This window comes from Litorisediminivivens sp. KMU-197 (assembly GCF_056858395.1).
Window position 1 is genome coordinate 1 of the sequence record NZ_JBXEQG010000008.1, and the last position, 20094, is coordinate 20094.

Here is a 20094-nt window from a genome sequence, read left to right on the forward strand (position 1 = left end):
CGATCAAAAAATTCTGGAGCCTCGAGAGCACGTCGCGTTCACGCTTTCTCAAGGTCGTTCTTATCTCCTACACGTGCTCTTAAGATCGCTCTGGCTCGCTGCGTTCAGGGGGGGTGCAGTGAAAAGCCGATTTTGTTCGGCACGGAGCGAGCCAATGGCATGGCTGACATGAAAGGGCTGAACGGCGGGAAGCTGACTTTCGCTGTATAAGCAAACACGCTTCAAGGAATTTCCGAAAGCAGACATTGCGACAGCCACGACGCGCCCCGTTCGCTCCGAACATTGAGCGGAGAGCCACTGCCAGACACGCTTAAAACGAAGCCGGGATGTCCTGCCAAGGCTTGAAGAAGAAATAGACCGACGCCAAAGGAGCCTGCACCGGACTGCGCGGCGGATCGGGTCCATCCATTCTCTCATGACATGCCACGTCTCATGAGCGCCGTGACAGGTTGCCCCGAAGGATGATCTGGTTGATCAGCCGAGCTGCGGCTTCGTGCGTCTCTGGCTCGGACCCAGTGCCATTGGCGTTCTCGTGGGTGGCCGCCGCGTCGCGCAGAATGCCGACGATCTCGGGCTCCGGCAGAAGTCCACGATCATTCAAGGCGAGCAGCAGCGCCTCGCAGATCGACAAGGCCGCGATACCTGCGGGGTCTATCTTGTATGACATGGGCGTTGATCCTTATTGGGTCGCATGACCGAGCGAGGTCGCGAGGTTTGTGCCCATAATGACCTGTGATATGATATGCAGAACTGATCGAAAGCAGCACCGAGGCGATTTCAAAAGTGTAAGGTGCCCTCGAAGGACAACCGATGACCACGGACACCAGTCCGCTCGCACGCAAGCTCGCGGCCTTTGTGGCCATGTCCGACGAAGAACTGGCTGTTCTTGACCGGCTGCACCGGCGGCGAAAGACGTTCAAGGCCGGGCAGGACCTCGTGCATCAGGGGCAATCCGAACAGGCGGCCTATATCCTCGCGTCGGGCTGGGTAGTGTCCTACAAGATCCAGCCCGACGGTTCGCGGCAGATCGTCGATTTCCAGATCCCCGGCGACTTCCTCGGTTTGCGCAGCGTCCTGTTGCACACATCGGATCACGGCATCGAGCCCATTGTCGACATCGAGGCGGCTGAGGTTCTGGTCAGCGATCTCCTCCAGGCCTTTGCCAAGACACCGCGGCTTGCCACCGCCATCCTCTGGGCCGTGTCGCGTGACGAAGCGATGGTGGTCGAGCATCTGGTCGGGCTGGGCCGCCGCGATGCTGATGCCCGGATGGCGCATTTCCTGTTGGAACTCGGCGTCCGGCTGTCGCTTGTCGGGTTGGGCACGCGCGAGGGCTATGGCTGTCCGCTGACGCAATATCATCTGGCCGATGCGCTGGGGTTGAGCGCCGTCCACGTCAACCGCGTGTTGCGCAAGTTGCGCGAGGACGGGCTGGTGACCTTTCGGGACGGCTACGTGAGGTTCGGAGATTATCAGCGTCTGGTAGCACTGGCAGATTTCGATCCGGCCTATCTGGACCAATCGCGACCGCTGTTGCCGTGAAACGGCCGCCCGCATCGCTCGGGCGGCTGACCTTCATATGCCAGAAGCGTGCTCAGCTGAGCGCGCGTCCAGCTTCCTTGAGCTGCTTGTGGGCTTCTTCGTCGTTTTCGGCCTCATGCGCCTGTTCGGCAGCGTCGTAGTGCTGCTGGGACTTGGTCTTCTTGGGGCCTTCGGGGGCCTTGTCCAAGGCAGACTTTATCGAGGCCATGTGCTTGACCGTGTGGTTTTCCTGGCTCTGGTCGTCGTCATTCATGGTGGTGTCCTTTCCTGGACTGTCCGAATAAGAGGCGGAAGGATCGCGCCGCTATTGAGAAACCACACGGTCCTCACGCCTCTGCTACTATTTGAAAAAAGAATGCCGACCCAATATTCGGACGGCTTGTCTTCATAGGCCGGTCGGGTGCCCCCGCGCACTGACGCAGGTTAGCCCACCTGCGCGAGGGAAACAAAGCGCGCCAGAACCACGCCGCCGATAAGGGCAATCAGCACCCATCGGGTGGGGATCGGCGGGGCCATGCTCCATATGGCGTCAGGCAGTTTCGACGTGGAAGGCGGTGCACGGCTCGGCAGCAAGGCGAGGAGTCGTATCGCCACGCTGCTGCTGGCGCGCGCCAGCATCGGAATGTCGCGGATCTCGGCAAGGTGGGCCTCGAGCCGGGCTTGTGCCTCCGGCCTTTTCAGGCGTGCAAGCTCTTGCGCCTCGGTCCAGGGTTCGAGCCCGAGACGCGCCAGCGCTGACAGAACGCTCACGCGCGTGCCGGTCGCATCCTCGCCCACTTCCGCGTGCAGAAAGGCGTCGTAGTCCGGGCCATCCGGTCGAAGAACGTCTGAAATCGTCATGGGGCTTCCTTTCGGCATGCGGGGTGTTGGCCCGCTTGGCAAGGCCTGTCTTCAAATCCCGCTGCCGGAGCCCGGGACCCTGCCATTGGGCATTTTGCCAGAACTGAAACCGTCTGGTGCTAACCTCGATCAGCATGGGGCGCACGCAATGGCGCTATCGTGATCCGAGATGCCATGCCCTGAGCATGTGCCGCGACGGATGCGTCCTGCCCAAGGCCGGCACCGGAAACTTTAAGACACTGATGAATGGATGCCACGGGCGATGCTTGCGCGTTCCGCCAGATTGAAGGGGACGTTCACCCTCACTTCGCGCCTTGCCGCACCGATCAGACCACGATGCAACCGACCGGGATCAGCGCAACGGCGCGTGACCCTGTGCACGATCAAACCAGACATGACAGCGAAGCGGCGCTTTCCCCGTTGGAGGACTTTTCATGACCACACCCGAATGGCTCAAGCCGGGCATCTATGGCGCTGTTGCCGGCGCTGTCTTTGTCGCGATCGTCGGATTTTCGTGGGGCGGCTGGATGACCGGTGGCGGAGCTGACAAGTTCGCCGGTGACAGGGCGCAGACCGAGGTGGTGGCCGCATTGCTGCCCATCTGCGTCGAGAATGCGCGCACCGACGACCAACGCGTCGCAAAGCTTGCCACGATCCGCGACGCTTCGACCTTCAAGCGGCGTGATGCGGTGATGGCCGCCGGATGGGCGACCGTGCCCGGTACAGAGACACCCAACCGTGATCTGGCGCAGGCCTGCCTTGCGGGACTTGATCTGAATGCGTCCTAATCCGGTGTCGCTTGCGCGGTGCCGCCCAGCCACGTTGATCCTGTTCATCGCGGTTGTGATGTTCGGACTTCTCGCGGGTGCATCATCGGCTCGGGCCCAAGCCGTGGCTGTCCCGGAAAACGCCCATGCGGAAAGCTATGGCGACGGTTGGGAATGTGACCGGGGCTTCCGGCCCGAAGGCGACGCCTGCCTGAGCATCACCGTGCCCGAGAACGCCTATCCGACGAACCGGACCTACGGGCTCGGGTGGGACTGCCAGCACGGATACCTTCGGGTCGACGAAAAGGCCTGTGTCGAGGTGGCCGTGCCCGCCGGCGGATACCTTGACCCGTCAGGGGAAAGTTGGAGCTGCCTGCGTGGCTACTCGCGAGTTGGCGATCTCTGCAAGGAAATCATCCTGCCCGCCAACGCCTATCTCTCCGACGACACCCGCAAATCGACCTGGGTATGCAATCGCGGATATGAGGCGATGGGCGACAGCTGCGTGGAGATTACGGTGCCGGAGAACGCCTATCCGAACGGTGCGAACTATGGACAGATCTGGAGCTGCAACCGTGGCTACAGCGAGTTGAACGGCGCTTGCGAAGCCGTCGATGTCCCGGAAAACGCTTACTTCTACGAGGTGAGCTACGGGGCAAGCTGGAGATGCAATCGCGGCTACGAGGTGGTGGATGACGGCTGCGTCGCCATCGAGCTTCCCGCCAATGCGCATCTCGACAGGACTGGGAACCGGTGGGAATGCAACCGGAACCACCAGCGCTCCCGAGGGCGCTGCTTGCTGAACGAATAGCCTGGCCAATACGAAACCTAACCGCGCCGCATGGACCCGGACGCAGTTGTCAAGACTGTAGCCGGGTCAGTGCGGTCGCCAGAAACTGGAACATCTCATGACATCGAACGCAGTTCGAATCCCCGTCGCAAGGCTGTCGACCATGCGGCTTCAGGCTCCTCCCAATGGCTCTGCCGTCATTGCAAATGGTCTCCACAAGTCCGTTGTGACACAGGTGCCGACCGCGGTTGTCTATTGCGAAGGAAATTTTGGCCAGATCGACGGCAAGACCGCGAACGGACTTGTGCGCCACTCGCAGGCCTATCGCATCCTCTCGGTCATCGACAGCCACTGTGCCGGCAGCGACAGCGGCGCCCTGCTGGACGGCGTGGCCAATGGCGTTCCTATCTTGAAGGATCTCGACACTGCGCTTCGGCACGAAGCTGCGGTGCCCGACACGCTGATCTATGGCATGGCGCCTTCGAGCGGAAAGCTCACGCCTTCGGATCGAAAGGTCGTGCTCGAGGCTGTCGCCTGCGGCATGAACCTCGTCAGCGGGCTGCATGAATACCTGGGCGACGACCCGGAGATCTCGGCCGCCGCCGCGAAGTTCGACGTGACGATCCGCGACATCCGCAAGCCCCGGCCCAGCAAAGACATGCGCCTGTTCGACGGCAGCGTGGCAGGGGTCAAGGCCATCCGTATCGCGGTCCTCGGGACCGACTGCGCGATCGGCAAGCGCACCACGGCCACGGTGCTGGCAAAGGCGCTGAACGAGCAGGGGATCAGAACGGTTCTCATTGGCACCGGCCAAACCGGCCTGATGCAGGGCTCCAAGTACGGGATAGCGATGGACGCGGTGCCACCGCAGTTCTGCTGCGGGGAATTGGAGCGCGTGATCGTTGCGGCAGCGCAGGGCGAAGCGCCGGATGTCATCCTGATCGAAGGTCAGGGCGCGCTAAGTCATCCGGCCTTCTGCACCTCGGCCTTCATCTTGCGAGGCAGCCAGCCGCATGCGGTCATCCTCCAGCATGCGCCCAGGCGCGCCCACCGCTGCGACTTCCCAGCCATGCCCATGCCCACCCCGGCAAGCGAGATCGCGATCATCCAGGCGTTCGCGGACACCCGGGTGATCGGCGTCACGCTCAATCACGAGGGGATGACGGATGCCGAACTTGAGACGGCCATCGCAGATCTGCCCGATAAACTGGGTATCCCGGTGACCGATGCGCTGGCCCGGTCTCCGGCGTTTCTGACCGACATGGTTCTCACGGCCTTCCCGCGATTACGCACCGTCGTGGCAGCGGAATGACCGCGCCGCGTGTCGAGATCGATCTGACAAAGATCATCGAGAACACGCGCTGCCTCGTCGAGCGTCTCGCCGCCCTCAGGATCACCGTGACCGGTGTGACCAAGGCCGTCTGCGGCCACCCCGATGTCGCCCGCGCGATGCTGAAGGGCGGTGCTGTCGGGTTGGCGGACGCGCGCCTCTCGAATGTTCTTCGCATGCGGGAGGCCGGGATCACCGCCCCGATCTCGCTGATCCGCGCTCCCATGCAGGGCGAAATCGAAGCGGTCGTTCAATGTTGTGACAGCAGCTACAACACCGAAGCCGACACGATCCAGAAGCTGGCCGCGGCGGCCCGGCTGCACGGGATTGTGCACAACGTGGTTCTGATGGTCGAAATGGGTGACAACCGCGAAGGCATCTTGCCCGACGACCTCGCGGAGCTCGCCGCACGCATCGTGAACCTGCCCGGCCTCGCGCTCAAGGGGATTGCCGCCAATTTTGCCTGTCTGGGCAATACGGCACCGACCACGGACGACATGGCATTGCTGTCACGCCTTGCCGACGCGGTCGAAGCGGCCTGCGGTCCATTCGTGGACGTGGTGTCCGGCGGTGGCTCGGCCAACCTGCATTGGGCGCTGGGCACAGCCGCCACAGGGCGGGTCAACAATCTGCGTTTGGGCGAGGCGATCCTTCTGGGGATCGACCCGGTGACGGGGCAGCCAATTGACGGGCTTCACCTTGATGCCTTCTCCTTCGTGGCCGAGGTCATCGAGACAAGCTTCAAACTGCGGGAGGCACTGGCAACGGCGCGAGACCTTAAGCCTGCACCTCTCAGGCTGGTGCGAAATGGCGACTGCCCGACCCGCTCGGTTCTTGCTGTCGGGCAGCAGGATACCGACACCTGCGGCCTCGCCTATCCCGAGGGTGTCGTCAGCCAGGGTGCGACGAGCGACCATGCTGTCATCTATTCCACTAACCCTATGGCCCTTGTCGGGTCCGAGATGACCATGGGGATGAATTACAGCGCATTGATGCGCGCAATGAGCGCCCATGACGTCGCAAAAGTCGCACGGCCCGACACGTCGACGGCAGCGACAAGTCACGGCAGTCGGTCACTCACCGGTGGGTTCTGACCTGACGACGCGATCTGACGAGTTCTCGCACTTGTTTCATGGCCTGAATGTCGGCTCTGGCGTTATCCATCGCGCGCGGGTTCGTTAGGTTCGCTGGAGAACAGCGCGACCTTGTTACCTTGCGGATCACGAACATAGCCCACGTAGAAGTAGGGGCCATACGAGGCTCGGAAGCCAGGCTGCCCCTCGTTGGTTCCGCCCGCGACTAACGCAGCGACATGAAGGTCGCGGACCTGTTTCTGCGAACCCGCCTGGAACGCGACCATTACGCCGTTCCCAGCCGATGCACATTGCCCGTTGAAAGGGGATTTGACGTAGAAATCGGGCTGAACGGAGGAATGACCTGTTTCGGCAGGCAAGATGTAACTCAAGTCCCCATGATACTTTTCCAGGCGGTAGCCAAGACTTGGGAGGAATGCTGAGTAGAAGCGTTCTGCCTTCACGATGTCGTCTGCACCAACGGTGACGTAAGCAATCATTTTATGGTTTTCCTCCCTAAGTCTCGGCGAAGGCGATGGGCCGCCATCCATCGAGAGAGTAGCACCGGCCGAAGCTGCCATTGCAACAGCCGCAGCGAAAGCTCACTCTGTCCGCACTGCCGACCTACGTCTGCAAGGCCATGCTGCACGATGCATGGATGACCGGTTCGGGGAAACTGCTTGGCAGCGATAGCCATCCCGGCGAATGTCCGGTGAGGGCCGTTCGCGACCCCGTTCCGGGATAAAAGAGATTTTTTGCCTTTCGATGCGTCTCGCACACGCCAAAGCTATTTGGACGTCCGTCATTTCCGTTATGAATTGGCCTGCCCCTCGTTGAGAACATCGAGCAGTGGGCAGTCAGGGGTATCGGTGCCGGTGCAGCGTGCGATGGTCTCGGAGAGAATGGTTTCGATCGCCTGAAGGTCGCGGATCTTGGCGCGGACGACGTCGAGATGGTGGCGCCCTACACGTTCGACCTCGGCGCAGGTATGGCTGCCTCGATCGACCAAGGATAAAAGACCGCGGATCTCTTCCATGGTAAAGCCAAGATCCCGGGCTTGCATCACGAAATTCAGCCGTTTCACATGAGGTGCGCCGTAGCGGCGATGGCCCGACGCCGTGCGCGGCGGATCGGGCATCAGGCCGACGCTCTCGTAGTAGCGGATCGTTTCCAGATTGCAGCCGGTCAGGCGCGCGAGGTCGGAGCGCTTCAGATCGCTCGCGATGGCGTGATCGTCGGACATGAGAAAACCCCCTTGATTCTGTAGCTGCTACAGACCCTATCTTGCCTGTCATCAAGCGGCAACCAAGGTGAAGCGATGAGCGAGATGATTGAGACAGAGCGACAGGCCGGAGACCAACCGGACAGGGCTGGATGGGCTGCCACTGGTGCATGTGTGCTTGGCGCATTGGCGATGACCTCCTGTTGCATCCTGCCGCTGGTCCTTGTCAGCCTTGGCGTCACCGGCGTTTTTATCGGCCAGCTCACGGCACTCTACGCCTACAAATGGGTGACCTTCACTCTCGCAGCAGTGGCTCTCGGCTATGGCTTCTGGAAGGCCTATCGCCCGGTGCCCGCCAATTCCTGCGGCACCGGCGCCTGCGCACGGCCGATGGATCGGGGCGTGATGCGGGCGCTCCTCTGGAGCGCGCTGGCAGTCGTGCTGCTCGCCCTGGCCTTTCCCTATGTCGCCCCGCGCATTCTGACCTTCTGACACGGAGACCCCGATGAAACGAACCCTACTTGCCGCGACGCTAATGCTCGCTCCTGTGATGTCATTGGCCGCCGAGGCCGAGACCCGTCTGCACGTCACCGGGCTGACCTGCCCCTCGTGCAGCTACATCGTCGCCACCGCCCTGAAGAAGGTGGAAACCGTCCGGGTCGCCGAGTTCACCGAGGGCAAGGCGGAGGACGGCACCTATTTGCTGCACTACGACGACGCAGTCACCGATCCCGACGCCCTGGTCGCGGCAGTGACTGGCGTCGGCTACAGTGCGACCCTCGTCGAAGACGGCTCGTGACCCGGCCCGAGGCACCTTCGGGCAAAAACGACCGCCTCCTGCAATACGGGCTGATCGGCACCGTCCTCGTGGCGCTATGCTGCTTTACCCCGATCCTCGTGATCCTGCTGGGCGCGGTCGGGCTGTCGGCCGTGCTGGGCTGGCTCGACATAGTGCTTTTGCCGGCGCTCGCGCTGTTCATCGGCATCACCCTCTACGCGCTCTGGCGGCGCCGACGCATCAACTGAAGAGAGGCTGACATGAAAGATTGCTGCACCCCCAAGGGCGGCGCCTATGACCTTGCCGTGATCGGCGCAGGCTCGGCCGGGTTCTCTGCCGCCATCACCGCCGCCGAGGCCGGGGCGCGGGTGGCGCTGATCGGCGACGGGACCATCGGTGGCACCTGCGTCAATGTGGGCTGCGTGCCCTCCAAGGCGCTGATCCGCGCGGTGGAGAGCCTGCACCATGCCCGTGCCGCGGGCCGCTTTGACGGAATTGAGGCCAACGCCAGAGTGAACGACTGGGCCGCGACAGTGGCGCAGAAGCAGGCGCTGGTAGAAGAGTTGCGCGCGGCGAAATACGCCGACGTTCTGCCCCGGCACGAGAATATTGACTACATTGAGGGCCACGCCCGCTTCGACGACGAGGGTTGCTTGACGGTGGGCGGCGCGGCCTTTCCGGCAGCGAAGATCGTCATTGCCACCGGGTCCCGCCCGCATGTGCCCGCCATCCGCGGCATCGAAAGCGTGGATGCGCTCGACAGTACCTCCGCGCTGGAGATGACCACTCTGCCTGCCTCGATGCTGGTGCTCGGCGCGGGCTACATCGGCGTGGAACTGGCGCAGCTCTTCGCCCGTGCTGGGGTCGCGGTGACGCTGGTCAGTCGTCGTGGCGTGCTGCCGGAGGCCGAGCCAGAGATCTCCGAGGCGCTGGAGGGCTACCTCGCCGAAGAAGGCATCCGCCTGGCGCGGGTCACCGGCTACGAGAGCGTGGCAGGCGACGGGGATACCGTGCGTCTGACCGCCACGGACGGAGAAGCCTTCGACGCCGAGCAGCTGCTGCTGGCTACCGGACGGGTGCCGAACAGCGATGGTCTGAACCTCGGCGCCGCCGGCATCGAGACCGATGCACATGGCGGGATTGTCGTCGATGCGCAAATGCGCACCGCCAACCCGAAGGTCTGGGCCGCAGGCGACGTCACGGGGCGCGACCAGTATGTCTACATGGCGGCCTACGGCGCCAAACTCGCAGCCCGGAATGCGGTGGCGGGCGATGCGCGCAGCTATGACAACGCCACAATGCCCTGGGTGATCTTCTCCGATCCGCAGGTGGCGGGCGTGGGCTTGAGCGAGGCACAGGCGCAGGCCGCCGGGCACGAGGTGGTCACCTCGGTCCTGCCACTGGACGGCGTGCCCCGTGCGCTTGCCGCCCGCGACACGCGCGGGCTGATCAAGCTGGTGGCGGAGGCGGGCAGCAAGCGGCTGCTGGGCGCGCAGATCCTCGCCCCGGAGGGCGCCGACAGTATCCAGACGGCGGCGATGGCGCTCAGGGCGAGGCTCACCTATGAGGAATTGGGCGACACCATCATGCCCTATCTCACCACGGTCGAAGGGCTGAAGCTCGCCGCACAGACCTTTGAGAAGGACGTGGCAGCGCTCAGCTGCTGCGCCGGGTGACCCCATGAGCGAAAGATCAAAGCACGATCTCCTCGGCTCGGCCCGGAACACTGCTCTTGCCTGGTGGCTCCCCCTCGGCGCCATGATCCTGGCGATCCCGCTGCCCGATGGTCTCAAGACCGGTATTTGGCTGCTCGCGCTGGTCTGGATGGGCGGGGCCTGCCTGTTCAATTCTCGGCGGTGCGGTCGGGTGCATTGCCGCTACACGGGGCCCTTCCTGCTGGCGATGACGCTTCCGGTGCTGGCACACGGCACCGGGCTGATACCACTGGGCGACAAAGGCTGGCTGTGGCTCGGGCTGGCGACGGGCGGTGGCATGGCCGCGATCTGGGGGCTGAGCGAGCGCATCATGGGCAGATACCGCTGAAAGCAGGGCGCCTTCCCCGGCCCAACACGTAAGAAACGAGGAGCATAAATGAGCGACACACTCGACCTGATCGTCATCGGTGCCGGCATGGCCGGGATCAACGCCGCGAAGAAATGCAGCATGGCCGGCTGGACCGTCGCCATCGTAGACGAACTTCCTTATGGCGGCACCTGCGCGCTCAGGGGCTGCGATCCGAAGAAGATGCTGCGTGCCGGTGCTGAAGCGATCGAGGCTGCTCGGCGACTTGAGGGCAAAGGCGTTGCGGGCGAGACCCGGATCGACTGGCCCGCGCTGATGAAACACAAGGAGAGCTTCACCGACCCAGTGCCCGAGAGCATGGAGAGCGGGCTGCGGGAGGCCGGGGTGCGAACGCTGCACGGTCGTGCCCGTTTCACGGCTGAAGACCGTATCGAGATCGATGGTCATGGCGAGATCGGCTTCCGCCATGCCCTGGTCGCTACAGGAGCAGAGCCGCGGCCGCTCGACTTCCCCGGCGCCGAAAAGCTGATCGACAGCACCGACTTCCTGAACCTCGCCGAGCTGCCCCACCGGATCGTCTTCGTCGGCGGCGGCTACATCTCCTTCGAGTTCGCCCATATCGCGGCACGGGCCGGGGCAGAGATCACCATCCTCGACCGTGGCGCGCGGCAGCTGAAGATGTTCGACCCCGATCTGGTCGACATGCTGATCGAGCGCAGCCGCGCGGCCGGGATCGAGATCATCCCCGAGGCCGCGATCGAGCGGATCGAGGGGGCGGAGGGAGCCCACCGCGTGGCCTACCGGAAGGGGGACGAGAACCATGCCATCGAGGCCGATCTCCTCGCTCACGGCGCTGGAAGGGCGCCTGCCATCGACCATCTCAACCTCGCTGCTGCCGGGATCGAGACCGAGCATGGCGGCGTGAAGGTCACACCCTGGCTCCAATCGCCGTCGAACCCGCGCATCTTCGCAGCAGGCGATGCCGCCGCATCCCCCGGCAAACCGCTGACCCCGGTAGCGGTCTTCGAGGGCAAGATCGCAGCCTCGAACATGCTGAAGAACAACCGCACCGAGCCTGACTATACCGGCGTGCCGAGCGTCGTGTTTACCATCCCCGAGCTGGCCCGGGTTGGTCTCCTCGAGGAGGAGGCGCGAGATAGGGGCGAAGTCGATGTCAGCTTCACAGACACCTCGGGCTGGTTCTCGCAGAAGCGGCTTGGCGAAAGCCATGCGGGCGCGAAGGTCATTACCGGCAAGGACGGCAAGATCCTCGGCGCGCACATGTTCGGGCCCGACTACGCCGAACTGATCAACGTCTTCTCCCTGGCGATCAAGCTGGGCCTGACCGCGGCGCAGTTGAAGGCCATGCCCGCAGCTTACCCAACGGGCGCATCCGACATCGGGTCGATGTTCTGAAATACCAGCGGCCCATTGCTGCGCGATCCACCAATGTCGGCTAACAGCTTAAAGAGACAGAAGCCCGACGGCCGAAGGTCCGTCGCACCTGGACCCATCTCTCGCACGTCGCAATCAACCGACAGTAGCCTACTCGGCTGATATCGGCTGCGAAGCGAGGGCTTGCTCGACGAGTTCAAGGTTTTTCGCTCGACCATCTTGCAGGACCCCAAAACGCTCAGTCAAATCAATGATCTTCATTAGCTGTTTCGGTGATAGTTCGATGCCAAGATAGACCGCGCCTTTACCTATGGCCCATGTCGCGTCGATGACACGTCCGGAGGAGGGGCAGAGGTTCCAGGCGTGAGAGAACGGGAGCGCCCCCAGTTCGACGTCCCATCCATAGCCCTCACAGTAAGGAAACCCATGCGAAAGGCTCAGTTGCCAAGCATTTCGAAAGCACTGTCTTTGAGGCCCCTTCTTTATGCCTGGCGGCAAAGCACTTCCCGACCAGCGACTGCCTTTCCTGCGAAGGCAATCTGTGAGAGGTAAGGCTCCGTAAGGACCGGCAAAAGTCTGGTCGATCAGGTCGAGTTGCTGAGTGGCGTTCATGTCGTGTCTCCTGTCTGGTGCTCAGCAGATTGGTCTTTGCCAGCAAAACGAAAAACCATGATCGGAGCAAAGGCCCGCTCCCGCTCGAAAGGGACCATCGCACCCTGGGCGATACTGCACGCCGCCGTTTAGCACTACGGAGTGAAGGTGCCGCGCGTCCTGACGTCCTGGAAGGTCCGACAGTGAGATCGCCCACCGTGTAGTCTTTCAACGGCAACTTGATCACAAACGACAGTGTCGGTTGGACGGACTGGCACAATAGGCTGGCAAGTAGGGGTTTGGCAACACTGGTATGTAACGGAGCAATACCGGTATGTAACGAGGCAATACCGCATACATACCAGCACTCGCAGTCGCGCAGGGGGGTCTTCGGACGGCCCAAGATTTAGGGCCTGGTCCTGCCCCTGCGAAAGCATCCCCGCTTCTCGGCCCTATGAAAGGAATGCCCCCGCGCGAGCGGGTGATCTGCTGCCCGCGGCAAGGGCAACTATGTCAGGCTCGTCCGAATGGCCGGTTCAGATGTTCGCGCTTAATCAGCGGCGGTCTAAACTGGCAACTGGTGGATCATGGCACGGGGGCTGCCATCCTCCGCCCAAAGGAACGCTAGCGTGATCGGCAGCCGAAAGCGGCGCGGGCCGGCTGCCCCGGGATTCAACCAGAGAATTGGGCCGGCCTCTTCAATGCTGGGCTTGTGCGAATGGTCCGAGATCACGACATCCCAGCCTGCGGCCTCCGGATCGGCCATTAGATCCTTGCGGTCATGGATCATGTAAATATGCAGCCCACGGATCGTGAGGTTCGCCGTTTTGGGCAGGTCCTGAGCCCTAAAACTGCGATCGATGTTGCCGCGTATTGCCGTCAAAGGCGCTATGCGTGCGAGCGCGTCAAGATGTTCTGGATCGCCTATGTCTCCGGCATGCAGGATGTGGCCGACGCCTTGAAGAGCTTCCAGCGCTTCGGGTCGGAGCAGGCCGTGAGTATCGGAGATGACGCCGACAAGCTCGTCGCGAGACGGCGGGCGAGGAGACTGCACAGTGAAGGCGTCGGTGGTCATCGAAGGAAGTCCTGTATGTGTTTAGCGTCTCGGAGACTGGCTTGGCGCGACAGTAGAATGCGGACGGCTCCATGAGACTGAGTATGCGCTCATCCTGCCCTTTCACCTCCTTGTCAGAGAGTTGATTGGTGGCTCGCGCTATTCAACATCGAGGTCGATATCCGAACTGATACGGCCGCGGGCCTTCTCGAAAGCGTCCCTGAACGCATCATCGCTATCGATCTGCCTGTCCGAGATGAGCAGCGCGAAGTGGCCACCGCACGCAATCACGTAGCGCTCGATGGACGCAAGGCTTGGCACGGGCCCGGACAGGGATTCCAGCCGTGCGACCATCGATTGGGTCATACCCGCGGCCGCCGCAATTTCCCCCTGGGTTAGTCCTCGTGCAACGCGTAAAGCGCGCAGTTTCACGGCGATCTCACGCTTGCGGACGTTCTTGGCTTGGCGCTCCGCGAGCTGCGGATGCGCGAGATGGAGCGCGTTTCGGAGGGATGTGTAACTTTTCGCCATTACCAGTATCTCCGTTGTCGAGTTGTAGTATAGCACATTTGCTATGAATTGATTTGTTACTTGAGAGGTTTTTGACTCGCGTCCGGCCAGTCTGGCCAACCTCGTCGCTTGATGCCTGCCTGTCCTGTCCCCCACTTACAAATAGACCGGCACTTGGACTCGTTTCGGGTAGTGCAATCAGGCGCATTGGGCGCGCTCCGTCAGGAAGCTTCGTCAGCTACCCGGACGGCTCGCTCCCTGAGGGTGTCGAAAGTCTGTGGGGAGAGGGGCTCGTCTCGCGCGCTCTTGCGACCTTCATCAAGAAGCGTGCGAAGTGCCTGCCGATCCAGGTCGCGCCGGATCAGATCGCGCACATATTCGCTCGCAGTGCCGTAGCCGCGTGCCTTGGCCTGAGCGTCCACTGCTGAGCGCATGTCATCCGGCAAGAAGATATTCGTCGTAACCATGCGAGCAAATTGAGGCCTTCGGCAAATTTTGGCAAGACGACGGGTTGATGCCGGCCGAGGGCGGGCTGCCCGGATCAAGCGCAGGAAGTGGCTACATTCTTATCTAAGGGGGTCTGTCGCCAGCGCGCTCAGCCTCGTTGACGGCCTTTGTCGTCTAACAGAAAGCGCCTTCTATGGACGGCGTGACGATCCGAAAAAATATGCGCGCAGGTCGCGAAAAAAATTGCGCGCGGAACGCAGCTAAGTCCTTGATCCCCCGCGTGCCAGACGAAAAAATATGCGCGTCCCTACAGCAGGTTGTAGGGTTTTCTGGTGGCGGCGCGAAGGTTCTTCGCGCCGCGCAGCCATGCGATCCAGCGTTAATCCAGAACAATCTTTTCCTCTCGGACCATCCGACAGCAGGCGTCACCATCCCTCCGCGGCGCGCACGTTGGCGGTTCCGGTGGCATGCATGCATGAGGCCACTCCGGCCATGGCTTTTCAGCCCGGCCTCCCCCGCGAAAGTCCAATCAGACATGGCCTCAGAAAAGTGACGTTACGTTTGTTCAGTTAGCTCTGAACAAAATTGACAGGTCGAGCGCTTATCCAGTAGATGCCCTGCCATCGCAATAGGAGCCCCCCATGTCAGATCATGCTTCCGTTGAAGCGGTTCGCACCGATTTCATAGAAAAGACCGGCCTGATCTCTCAGTCGGAAGGCTTGCCGCGCATCGCCGGCCGCGTGTTCGGCCTGCTGATCTTTGACGGTGAGGCGGTATCGTTCAGCGATCTCGCAACCAGGTTGCAGGTCAGCCGCGCCAGCATCAGCACCAGCATTCGCCTGCTTGAAGAGCGTGGATTGATCAAACGCATCTCCAAGCCCGGCGATCGGACGGACTATCTGCAACTCGCGCCCGATCCCTATGCCACGATGCTCGAAGGTATCCAGAAACGGAACCGCGTCATCAGAGACGACATCGAGAAAACCATCAAGAGCCTGCCCCCCGATGCCGGAGCGGTGTCGCGTCTCAAGGCCCATTCGGATTTCTATGCGTCGCTTGACGCCGCCGTCGGCCTCGCGCTCAGCAAACTCGGCAACCCCGACAAACAGAACATCGGGCATCTGCCCACAGTCCCGAAGGGCCAACGTGATGATGGATGACATGACCAAGCACCGTGACGAAACCGACGTCGTCGAAACGCCAACTCCGGCACCGATTTCCGCCGGCCCGTCCGAAAGTCCGCAAAGGCTGACCTTCGCATCTGACGAAGGCGCGTCGCGCTCGCTATGGATCGCCGGCTTACTCGTGGTTGTGCTGGTGGGCTGGATGGGCAGCGGCTTCATCATTCCATCCGAAGACGCCGCTCCAGTTGTGGTTCGGGAAGATCCGAAACCGGTCGCCGTCGCGGTCTCCAAATCTGTCGCGGAAACCGTCACACAGTTCTATCAGGCCGAGGGGCAAGCCCTTCCTGACCGCGACACCATGCTGAGGGCGGAAACGACCGGCGATGTGGCCGAGATCTTTGTCCGCAAGGGCGAAGACGTCGAGGCCGGACAGGCGATTGCCCGTCTTGTCCCGACAAACAGCAATGCGGAAATCGCACGCGCGCAAGAAGAGGTGGCCAGAACGCGGCGGGATTACGAGAATGCCCAGCAGCTACTCGAACGCGGGGTTTCGACGGCAACCCGTGTTTCGGAAACGCAAGCCGCGTTCGTGGCCGCGCAGGCGCAGCTCACCAAGGCAGAAGAGGCCGCCAAGGCGCTGGTCATAACCGCGCCCTTCGCCGGGCGGGTCGAGACGCTGAACCTCGATGAAGGTGAGTTTGTGTCGGCTGGGTCGGAGGTCGGGCGGCTGGTGGACATCACGCCGCTCACCGTCGCGATTCAGGTGCCACAGCAATCCCTGACACTGCTCGCGGTCGGACAGCCCGCAACGGTCCGCTTCATCACCGGCGAAGAACGTCGGGGCACGGTCAGTTTCGTCGGCACCTCCGCCGCATCCGAAACCCGCACGTTCCTCGCCGAGATCGAGGTGGCAAATGAAGATGGCGCGATACCCGCAGGCATTTCGGCCGAGGTCGTCATACCCACCGGCCAAACGGCGGCGCATTTCATGTCGCCGTCCATCGTGTCCCTGAACGCGCAGGGCGAACTTGGCGCCAAGACCGTCGATGACGACGACGTCGTCACGTTCTACCCGATCGAGGTCGTCAAGGCGCAGATTGACGGCATTTGGGTCACCGGTCTGCCGGAGGAGGTCGACCTGATCACGGTGGGTCAGGGCTTTGTCAACGAGGGCGAGACAGTCGCGCCGAGTGCCGGAGAACAAGCGCAATGAACAGCATCATCGACGCCGCGTTTTCGCGGTCGCGCATCGTGGTCATGGCACTGATCGCCATTCTGACCGTGGGTGCCTACGCCTATGTCTCGATCCCCAAGGAGGCAAATCCAGAGGTGCCGCTACCCCTGTTCTACGTCTCGACGGGCTTGGACGGCATCAGCCCTTCAGATGCCGAACGCCTGCTGTTGGAGCCGATGGAAACCGAATTTGGATCAATTTCCGGCCTGGACAGCATGAAGTCGGACGCCTCCGAAGGCTTTGCCAGCATTCAACTGGAATTCACGCCGGGTGGCGACAACGACGAAGCGCTCGACAAGGTGCGCGAGGCGGCCGACCGGGTGCAAAGCGATCTGCCGGAAGACGCCCGCGACATCACCATCACCGAGATCAACACGGCCCTGTTTCCGATCATCACGGCCATCCTGTCCGGCCCGGTACCGGAGCGTACGCTGAACGATCTTGCCGATACGCTGCAGGAGGAAATCGAAGGCCTGCCAGGTGTGCTTGAGGTCGATATCGGCGGGCAGCGGTTCGAATTTCTCGAAGTGCTGATCGATCCGACCGTCTTCCAGACCTACAATCTGTCGTTCGATGAACTCATCGGGCAGATCCAGCGCAACAACCGTCTGATTGCCGCGGGTGCCATCGAAACCGGATCGGGCCGGATCGTGCTGAAAGTGCCGGGCCTGATCGAGGATCTCGAAGACGTACTGGCGATGCCGGTCAAGGTGCGCGGCGATGCCGTTGTCACCTTCGGCGATGTCGCAACCATCCGGCGCACGTTTGAGGACCCGACGTCCTTCGCCCGTATCAACGGCCAACCTGCTTTGGCGCTCGAGGTGACCAAGCGATCGGGGGCGAACATCATCGAGACGGTCGCCGAGGTGCAGGCGCTGGTCGAAGAACTGAAGGCAGATTGGCCCGACACTATACAGATCACCTATCTTCAGGACCAGTCCAAGCAGGTGAAGGACCTGCTCAGCGATCTCGAAGCCAACGTCATCGCTGCCGTGATCCTTGTGATGATCGTCATCGTGTCGGCGCTCGGCGCCCGGTCCGCCGTGCTGGTCGGCCTGGCGATTCCGGGTGCATTCCTGGCCGGTGTCATCGCGCTTTGGTCCATGGGCTTCACCATGAACATCGTCGTGCTGTTCTCCCTGATCCTCGTGGTCGGGATGTTGGTCGACGGCGCTATCGTCACGACGGAATTGGCCGACCGCAAGCTGCAGGAGGGCGTGCCGCCCCGTCAAGCCTATGCCTTTGCCGCGAAACGCATGGCATGGCCGATCATTGCATCGACAGCGACAACCCTGAGCGTGTTCTTTCCACTGCTGTTCTGGACGGGCATGGTTGGCGAATTCATGAAATTCCTGCCGATCACGGTCATCCTGACGCTCTTTGCATCGCTTTTCATGGCGTTGATCTTTATCCCCGTCGTCGGCGGATTGATCGGCAAGCGTCAACCCCAGTCCGCCGAGGCCAAGGCCGCGCTTCACGCCGCGGAACTCGGCGATCCGCGCGAGATGGGCGGCCTGACCGGGCGTTATGTCCGGTTTCTGGAATGGGCAATTCTGCGGCCCGGCACGACCCTGTTGCTTGCCATTGCCCTCTTGCTGGGCGGGTTCACCCTCTACGGTCAGGTTGGCAAGGGGATCACGTTCTTTCCCTCTGTCGAGCCGGATTTCATGCAAGTCCAGGTGCGCGCCCGCGACAACTTTTCGATCTTCGAACGGGATGCCCTGGTGCGCGCGGTCGAGGATCGGATCCTTGGCTACGATGAAATCGCCAGCATCTATGCACGCTCGACGATGAGCGCCGGGCAGGGCGACGAGGAAACCATCGGCACGTTGCAACTGGAACTGGTCCCTTGGGACACCCGGAGAACCGCGGCCGAAATCGGCGTCGATATACGTGAAAGCGTGTCCGACATCGCGGGCATCGACGTGCAGGTGCAAACCGAAAGTGGCGGGCCGACGTCCGGCAAACCGATCAACCTGCAAATCACCGCGCGAAACGCGGATGCTCAGGCTGAAGCCGTGCAACAGGTGCGCGACGTCATGGACCGTCTGGGTGGCTTCACCGACGTGACCGATACGCGTCCGGTCCCCGGAGTCGAGGTCTCGATCCTAGTCGATCGCGCCGAAGCCGCGCGTTTCGGGGCCGATGTCAGCCTGCTTGGCCAAGCGGTCCAGCTGCTCACCCAAGGCATCACGGTGGCTGATTACCGTCCTGACGATATCGACGGGTCGCTTGATATTCGGGTCCGCTTCCCACGCGAGGACCGCTCGCTCGCGGAACTCGGTGGATTGCGCGTGCCCACGTCCGCTGGTCTCGTCCCGATTTCAAACTTCGTCACGTTCGAGCCGTCCGAGCGCACCGGTGTCATCCGCCGGGTCGACGAAAAACGCGTCACCACGATTGAGGCCAATGTGGCGCCGGGCGTGCTGGTGAACGATCAGGTGGTGGCCCTGACGGCTGCGCTCGAACAGGCCGATCTGCCGGAGGGCGTGGCCTTCAGCTTCGCCGGTGAAGCCGAAGACCAAGCCGAAAGCATGATCTTTCTGGTCGGCGCGTTCGTGACCGCGATCTTCCTGATGTTCGTGATCCTCGTCTTGCAGTTCAACAACTTCTATCAGGCCTTCGTCGTGATGAGCGCGATCGTCTTCTCGATTGCCGGCGTCCTGCTCGGCCTGATCGTGACGGGCCGCCCGTTCGGTGTGGTCATGGGTGGGATCGGTGTCATTGCGCTGGCAGGGATCGTGGTGAACAATAACATCGTTCTCATCGACACCTACAACGATCTGAAGAAGCTGGGTCGGTCGCCCCTGGAAGCGGCTCTGCGCACCGGCGCGCAGCGTCTGCGCCCCGTCATCCTGACGTCCGTGACGACCGCGCTTGGGCTGATGCCGATGGTCATTGGCCTGAACCTGAACTTCTTCACCCGAGAGATCGTCTACGGCGCGCCATCGACACAATGGTGGACCGAACTCAGTTCCGCCATCGCCGGCGGGTTGTTCATCGCGACGGTCCTGACGCTCATCGTGACGCCCGCGATGCTGATGCTGGGCGAGCGGAGATCGGCGCGGCACGTCCCGGCAGAGCCGCAGGCGGCATGACGCGAAGCGGCGCGACGGCGTGGAATACCACGTCGCCGCGCCGCAGCCGCTCGGGCGCTTCAGGTTGGCCACCCGGCTCGGTCCCGCGTGATACGATTCCCGTACTTGAAGTCAAAAGGATCTTGTCTGGTTCGGACTTGGTTAAAATTCAAAGACATCAAGCGATTTTTCGTGTTCAATAGAAATCGTAAGATTGTTGTTGTGTTAAGAATTTCATGGAGTCGACAGTTCCGTGGCACCAAGCCTATTATCGAGGGCGCCACAAAAATCGCGTAAC

23 protein-coding genes are annotated in these 20094 nt (G+C 62.1%); 14 read left to right on the forward strand and 9 right to left on the reverse strand.

Features of this window, described 5'->3' with window-relative positions:
* Window positions 1-430: 430 nt before the first annotated feature.
* Window positions 431-667 (reverse strand): hypothetical protein, encoded by a 237-nt coding sequence (locus tag AC04PT_RS15690; RefSeq protein ID WP_482874666.1) that lies wholly within the window; start codon window positions 665-667, stop codon window positions 431-433.
* A 143-nt stretch (window positions 668-810) separates the two neighbouring features.
* Between AC04PT_RS15690 and AC04PT_RS15695 the strand changes: the two genes are divergently transcribed.
* A complete protein-coding gene (locus tag AC04PT_RS15695) occupies window positions 811-1542 on the forward strand; it encodes a Crp/Fnr family transcriptional regulator (protein ID WP_482874667.1) in 732 nt (243 codons plus the stop codon).
* 52 nt (window positions 1543-1594) lie between these two features.
* On the opposite strand, the gene AC04PT_RS15700 is transcribed toward AC04PT_RS15695, so the two are convergent.
* Window positions 1595-1795 (reverse strand): hypothetical protein, encoded by a 201-nt coding sequence (locus AC04PT_RS15700; RefSeq protein ID WP_482874668.1) that lies wholly within the window; start codon window positions 1793-1795, stop codon window positions 1595-1597.
* Between the two features lie 170 nt (window positions 1796-1965).
* Complete coding sequence (locus AC04PT_RS15705) at window positions 1966-2382, reverse strand: hypothetical protein (RefSeq protein WP_482874669.1); 417 nt, start codon at window positions 2380-2382, stop codon at window positions 1966-1968.
* Between the two features lie 434 nt (window positions 2383-2816).
* On the opposite strand from AC04PT_RS15705, the gene AC04PT_RS15710 reads away from it, so the two are divergent.
* From AC04PT_RS15710 to AC04PT_RS15725, 4 genes are all read left to right on the forward strand, one after another.
* Complete coding sequence (locus AC04PT_RS15710; RefSeq protein ID WP_482874670.1) at window positions 2817-3170, forward strand: hypothetical protein; 354 nt, start codon at window positions 2817-2819, stop codon at window positions 3168-3170.
* A gap of 103 nt (window positions 3171-3273) precedes the next feature.
* Complete coding sequence (locus tag AC04PT_RS15715) at window positions 3274-3960, forward strand: hypothetical protein (protein WP_482874671.1); 687 nt, start codon at window positions 3274-3276, stop codon at window positions 3958-3960.
* Between the two features lie 214 nt (window positions 3961-4174).
* The gene (locus AC04PT_RS15720; protein ID WP_482874672.1) at window positions 4175-5251 is read left to right on the forward strand and encodes an N-acetyltransferase DgcN family protein; all 1077 of its coding nucleotides are present in this window, start codon (window positions 4175-4177) and stop codon (window positions 5249-5251) included.
* Complete coding sequence (locus AC04PT_RS15725) at window positions 5248-6363, forward strand: alanine racemase (protein WP_482874673.1); 1116 nt, start codon at window positions 5248-5250, stop codon at window positions 6361-6363. The genes AC04PT_RS15720 and AC04PT_RS15725 overlap by 4 nt, the downstream gene beginning before the upstream one ends.
* Window positions 6364-6425: 62 nt before the next feature.
* Here the strand turns inward: AC04PT_RS15725 and AC04PT_RS15730 are convergent, their stop codons facing one another.
* The gene (locus AC04PT_RS15730; RefSeq protein WP_482874674.1) at window positions 6426-6842 is read right to left on the reverse strand and encodes a VOC family protein; all 417 of its coding nucleotides are present in this window, start codon (window positions 6840-6842) and stop codon (window positions 6426-6428) included.
* A 311-nt stretch (window positions 6843-7153) separates the two neighbouring features.
* On the reverse strand, window positions 7154-7585 hold the full coding sequence (locus AC04PT_RS15735; protein ID WP_482874675.1) for a MerR family transcriptional regulator: 432 nt from the start codon (window positions 7583-7585) through the stop codon (window positions 7154-7156).
* A gap of 75 nt (window positions 7586-7660) precedes the next feature.
* On the opposite strand from AC04PT_RS15735, the gene AC04PT_RS15740 reads away from it, so the two are divergent.
* From AC04PT_RS15740 to AC04PT_RS15765, 6 genes are read left to right on the forward strand one after another with little or no spacing between them, the layout of a single operon-like run.
* A complete protein-coding gene (locus tag AC04PT_RS15740; protein WP_482874676.1) occupies window positions 7661-8056 on the forward strand; it encodes a mercuric transporter MerT family protein in 396 nt (131 codons plus the stop codon).
* A gap of 13 nt (window positions 8057-8069) precedes the next feature.
* Window positions 8070-8363 carry a hypothetical protein gene (locus AC04PT_RS15745; RefSeq protein WP_482874677.1) on the forward strand — a complete coding sequence of 98 codons (294 nt, stop codon included), beginning with the start codon at window positions 8070-8072 and terminating at the stop codon, window positions 8361-8363.
* Window positions 8360-8590 carry a mercury resistance system transport protein MerF gene (gene merF / locus AC04PT_RS15750; RefSeq protein ID WP_482874678.1) on the forward strand — a complete coding sequence of 77 codons (231 nt, stop codon included), beginning with the start codon at window positions 8360-8362 and terminating at the stop codon, window positions 8588-8590. Before AC04PT_RS15745 ends, merF begins: the two co-directional genes overlap by 4 nt.
* A gap of 12 nt (window positions 8591-8602) precedes the next feature.
* Complete coding sequence (merA, locus tag AC04PT_RS15755) at window positions 8603-10018, forward strand: mercury(II) reductase (protein WP_482874679.1); 1416 nt, start codon at window positions 8603-8605, stop codon at window positions 10016-10018.
* A 4-nt stretch (window positions 10019-10022) separates the two neighbouring features.
* On the forward strand, window positions 10023-10385 hold the full coding sequence (locus AC04PT_RS15760; RefSeq protein WP_482874680.1) for a hypothetical protein: 363 nt from the start codon (window positions 10023-10025) through the stop codon (window positions 10383-10385).
* A gap of 48 nt (window positions 10386-10433) precedes the next feature.
* On the forward strand, window positions 10434-11780 hold the full coding sequence (locus AC04PT_RS15765) for a dihydrolipoyl dehydrogenase family protein (protein WP_482874681.1): 1347 nt from the start codon (window positions 10434-10436) through the stop codon (window positions 11778-11780).
* A 129-nt stretch (window positions 11781-11909) separates the two neighbouring features.
* Here the strand turns inward: AC04PT_RS15765 and AC04PT_RS15770 are convergent, their stop codons facing one another.
* The 4 genes from AC04PT_RS15770 to AC04PT_RS15785 all read right to left on the reverse strand — a co-directional run bounded on the left by AC04PT_RS15770 (window position 11910) and on the right by AC04PT_RS15785 (window position 14381).
* A complete protein-coding gene (locus AC04PT_RS15770; RefSeq protein WP_482874682.1) occupies window positions 11910-12371 on the reverse strand; it encodes a hypothetical protein in 462 nt (153 codons plus the stop codon).
* Between the two features lie 544 nt (window positions 12372-12915).
* Complete coding sequence (locus tag AC04PT_RS15775) at window positions 12916-13425, reverse strand: metallophosphoesterase family protein (RefSeq protein ID WP_482874683.1); 510 nt, start codon at window positions 13423-13425, stop codon at window positions 12916-12918.
* A gap of 138 nt (window positions 13426-13563) precedes the next feature.
* Window positions 13564-13935, reverse strand: a complete 372-nt coding sequence (locus AC04PT_RS15780) for a helix-turn-helix domain-containing protein (protein WP_482874684.1) — start codon at window positions 13933-13935, stop codon at window positions 13564-13566.
* A gap of 200 nt (window positions 13936-14135) precedes the next feature.
* A complete protein-coding gene (locus tag AC04PT_RS15785; RefSeq protein WP_482874685.1) occupies window positions 14136-14381 on the reverse strand; it encodes a ribbon-helix-helix domain-containing protein in 246 nt (81 codons plus the stop codon).
* Window positions 14382-15002: 621 nt separating this feature from the next.
* Between AC04PT_RS15785 and AC04PT_RS15790 the strand changes: the two genes are divergently transcribed.
* The 3 genes from AC04PT_RS15790 to AC04PT_RS15800 are packed head-to-tail and all read left to right on the forward strand — an operon-like array spanning window position 15003 to window position 19817.
* Window positions 15003-15521 carry a GbsR/MarR family transcriptional regulator gene (locus tag AC04PT_RS15790; protein WP_482874686.1) on the forward strand — a complete coding sequence of 173 codons (519 nt, stop codon included), beginning with the start codon at window positions 15003-15005 and terminating at the stop codon, window positions 15519-15521.
* On the forward strand, window positions 15511-16698 hold the full coding sequence (locus AC04PT_RS15795; protein ID WP_482874687.1) for an efflux RND transporter periplasmic adaptor subunit: 1188 nt from the start codon (window positions 15511-15513) through the stop codon (window positions 16696-16698). The genes AC04PT_RS15790 and AC04PT_RS15795 overlap by 11 nt, the downstream gene beginning before the upstream one ends.
* Window positions 16695-19817 (forward strand): efflux RND transporter permease subunit, encoded by a 3123-nt coding sequence (locus tag AC04PT_RS15800; protein ID WP_482874688.1) that lies wholly within the window; start codon window positions 16695-16697, stop codon window positions 19815-19817. The genes AC04PT_RS15795 and AC04PT_RS15800 overlap by 4 nt, the downstream gene beginning before the upstream one ends.
* The last annotated feature ends 277 nt before the right edge of the window (window positions 19818-20094 follow it).

Bases quoted from the DNA above. Each gene is read 5' to 3' on its own strand.
- AC04PT_RS15785 (WP_482874685.1), bottom strand. From the start codon at position 14,381: ATGGTTACGACGAATATCTTCTTGCCGGATGACATGCGCTCAGCAGTG.
- AC04PT_RS15775 (WP_482874683.1), bottom strand. From the start codon at position 13,425: ATGACCACCGACGCCTTCACTGTGCAGTCTCCTCGCCCGCCGTCTCGC.
- AC04PT_RS15705 (WP_482874669.1), bottom strand. From the start codon at position 2,382: ATGACGATTTCAGACGTTCTTCGACCGGATGGCCCGGACTACGACGCC.
- AC04PT_RS15740 (WP_482874676.1), top strand. From the start codon at position 7,661: ATGAGCGAGATGATTGAGACAGAGCGACAGGCCGGAGACCAACCGGAC.
- AC04PT_RS15725 (WP_482874673.1), top strand. From the start codon at position 5,248: ATGACCGCGCCGCGTGTCGAGATCGATCTGACAAAGATCATCGAGAAC.
- AC04PT_RS15730 (WP_482874674.1), bottom strand. From the start codon at position 6,842: ATGATTGCTTACGTCACCGTTGGTGCAGACGACATCGTGAAGGCAGAA.
- AC04PT_RS15690 (WP_482874666.1), bottom strand. From the start codon at position 667: ATGTCATACAAGATAGACCCCGCAGGTATCGCGGCCTTGTCGATCTGC.
- AC04PT_RS15780 (WP_482874684.1), bottom strand. From the start codon at position 13,935: ATGGCGAAAAGTTACACATCCCTCCGAAACGCGCTCCATCTCGCGCAT.
- AC04PT_RS15790 (WP_482874686.1), top strand. From the start codon at position 15,003: ATGTCAGATCATGCTTCCGTTGAAGCGGTTCGCACCGATTTCATAGAA.
- AC04PT_RS15770 (WP_482874682.1), bottom strand. From the start codon at position 12,371: ATGAACGCCACTCAGCAACTCGACCTGATCGACCAGACTTTTGCCGGT.
- AC04PT_RS15795 (WP_482874687.1), top strand. From the start codon at position 15,511: ATGATGGATGACATGACCAAGCACCGTGACGAAACCGACGTCGTCGAA.
- AC04PT_RS15760 (WP_482874680.1), top strand. From the start codon at position 10,023: ATGAGCGAAAGATCAAAGCACGATCTCCTCGGCTCGGCCCGGAACACT.
- AC04PT_RS15700 (WP_482874668.1), bottom strand. From the start codon at position 1,795: ATGAATGACGACGACCAGAGCCAGGAAAACCACACGGTCAAGCACATG.
- merA (WP_482874679.1), top strand. From the start codon at position 8,603: ATGAAAGATTGCTGCACCCCCAAGGGCGGCGCCTATGACCTTGCCGTG.
- AC04PT_RS15695 (WP_482874667.1), top strand. From the start codon at position 811: ATGACCACGGACACCAGTCCGCTCGCACGCAAGCTCGCGGCCTTTGTG.
- AC04PT_RS15735 (WP_482874675.1), bottom strand. From the start codon at position 7,585: ATGTCCGACGATCACGCCATCGCGAGCGATCTGAAGCGCTCCGACCTC.
- AC04PT_RS15710 (WP_482874670.1), top strand. From the start codon at position 2,817: ATGACCACACCCGAATGGCTCAAGCCGGGCATCTATGGCGCTGTTGCC.
- AC04PT_RS15745 (WP_482874677.1), top strand. From the start codon at position 8,070: ATGAAACGAACCCTACTTGCCGCGACGCTAATGCTCGCTCCTGTGATG.
- AC04PT_RS15800 (WP_482874688.1), top strand. From the start codon at position 16,695: ATGAACAGCATCATCGACGCCGCGTTTTCGCGGTCGCGCATCGTGGTC.
- AC04PT_RS15765 (WP_482874681.1), top strand. From the start codon at position 10,434: ATGAGCGACACACTCGACCTGATCGTCATCGGTGCCGGCATGGCCGGG.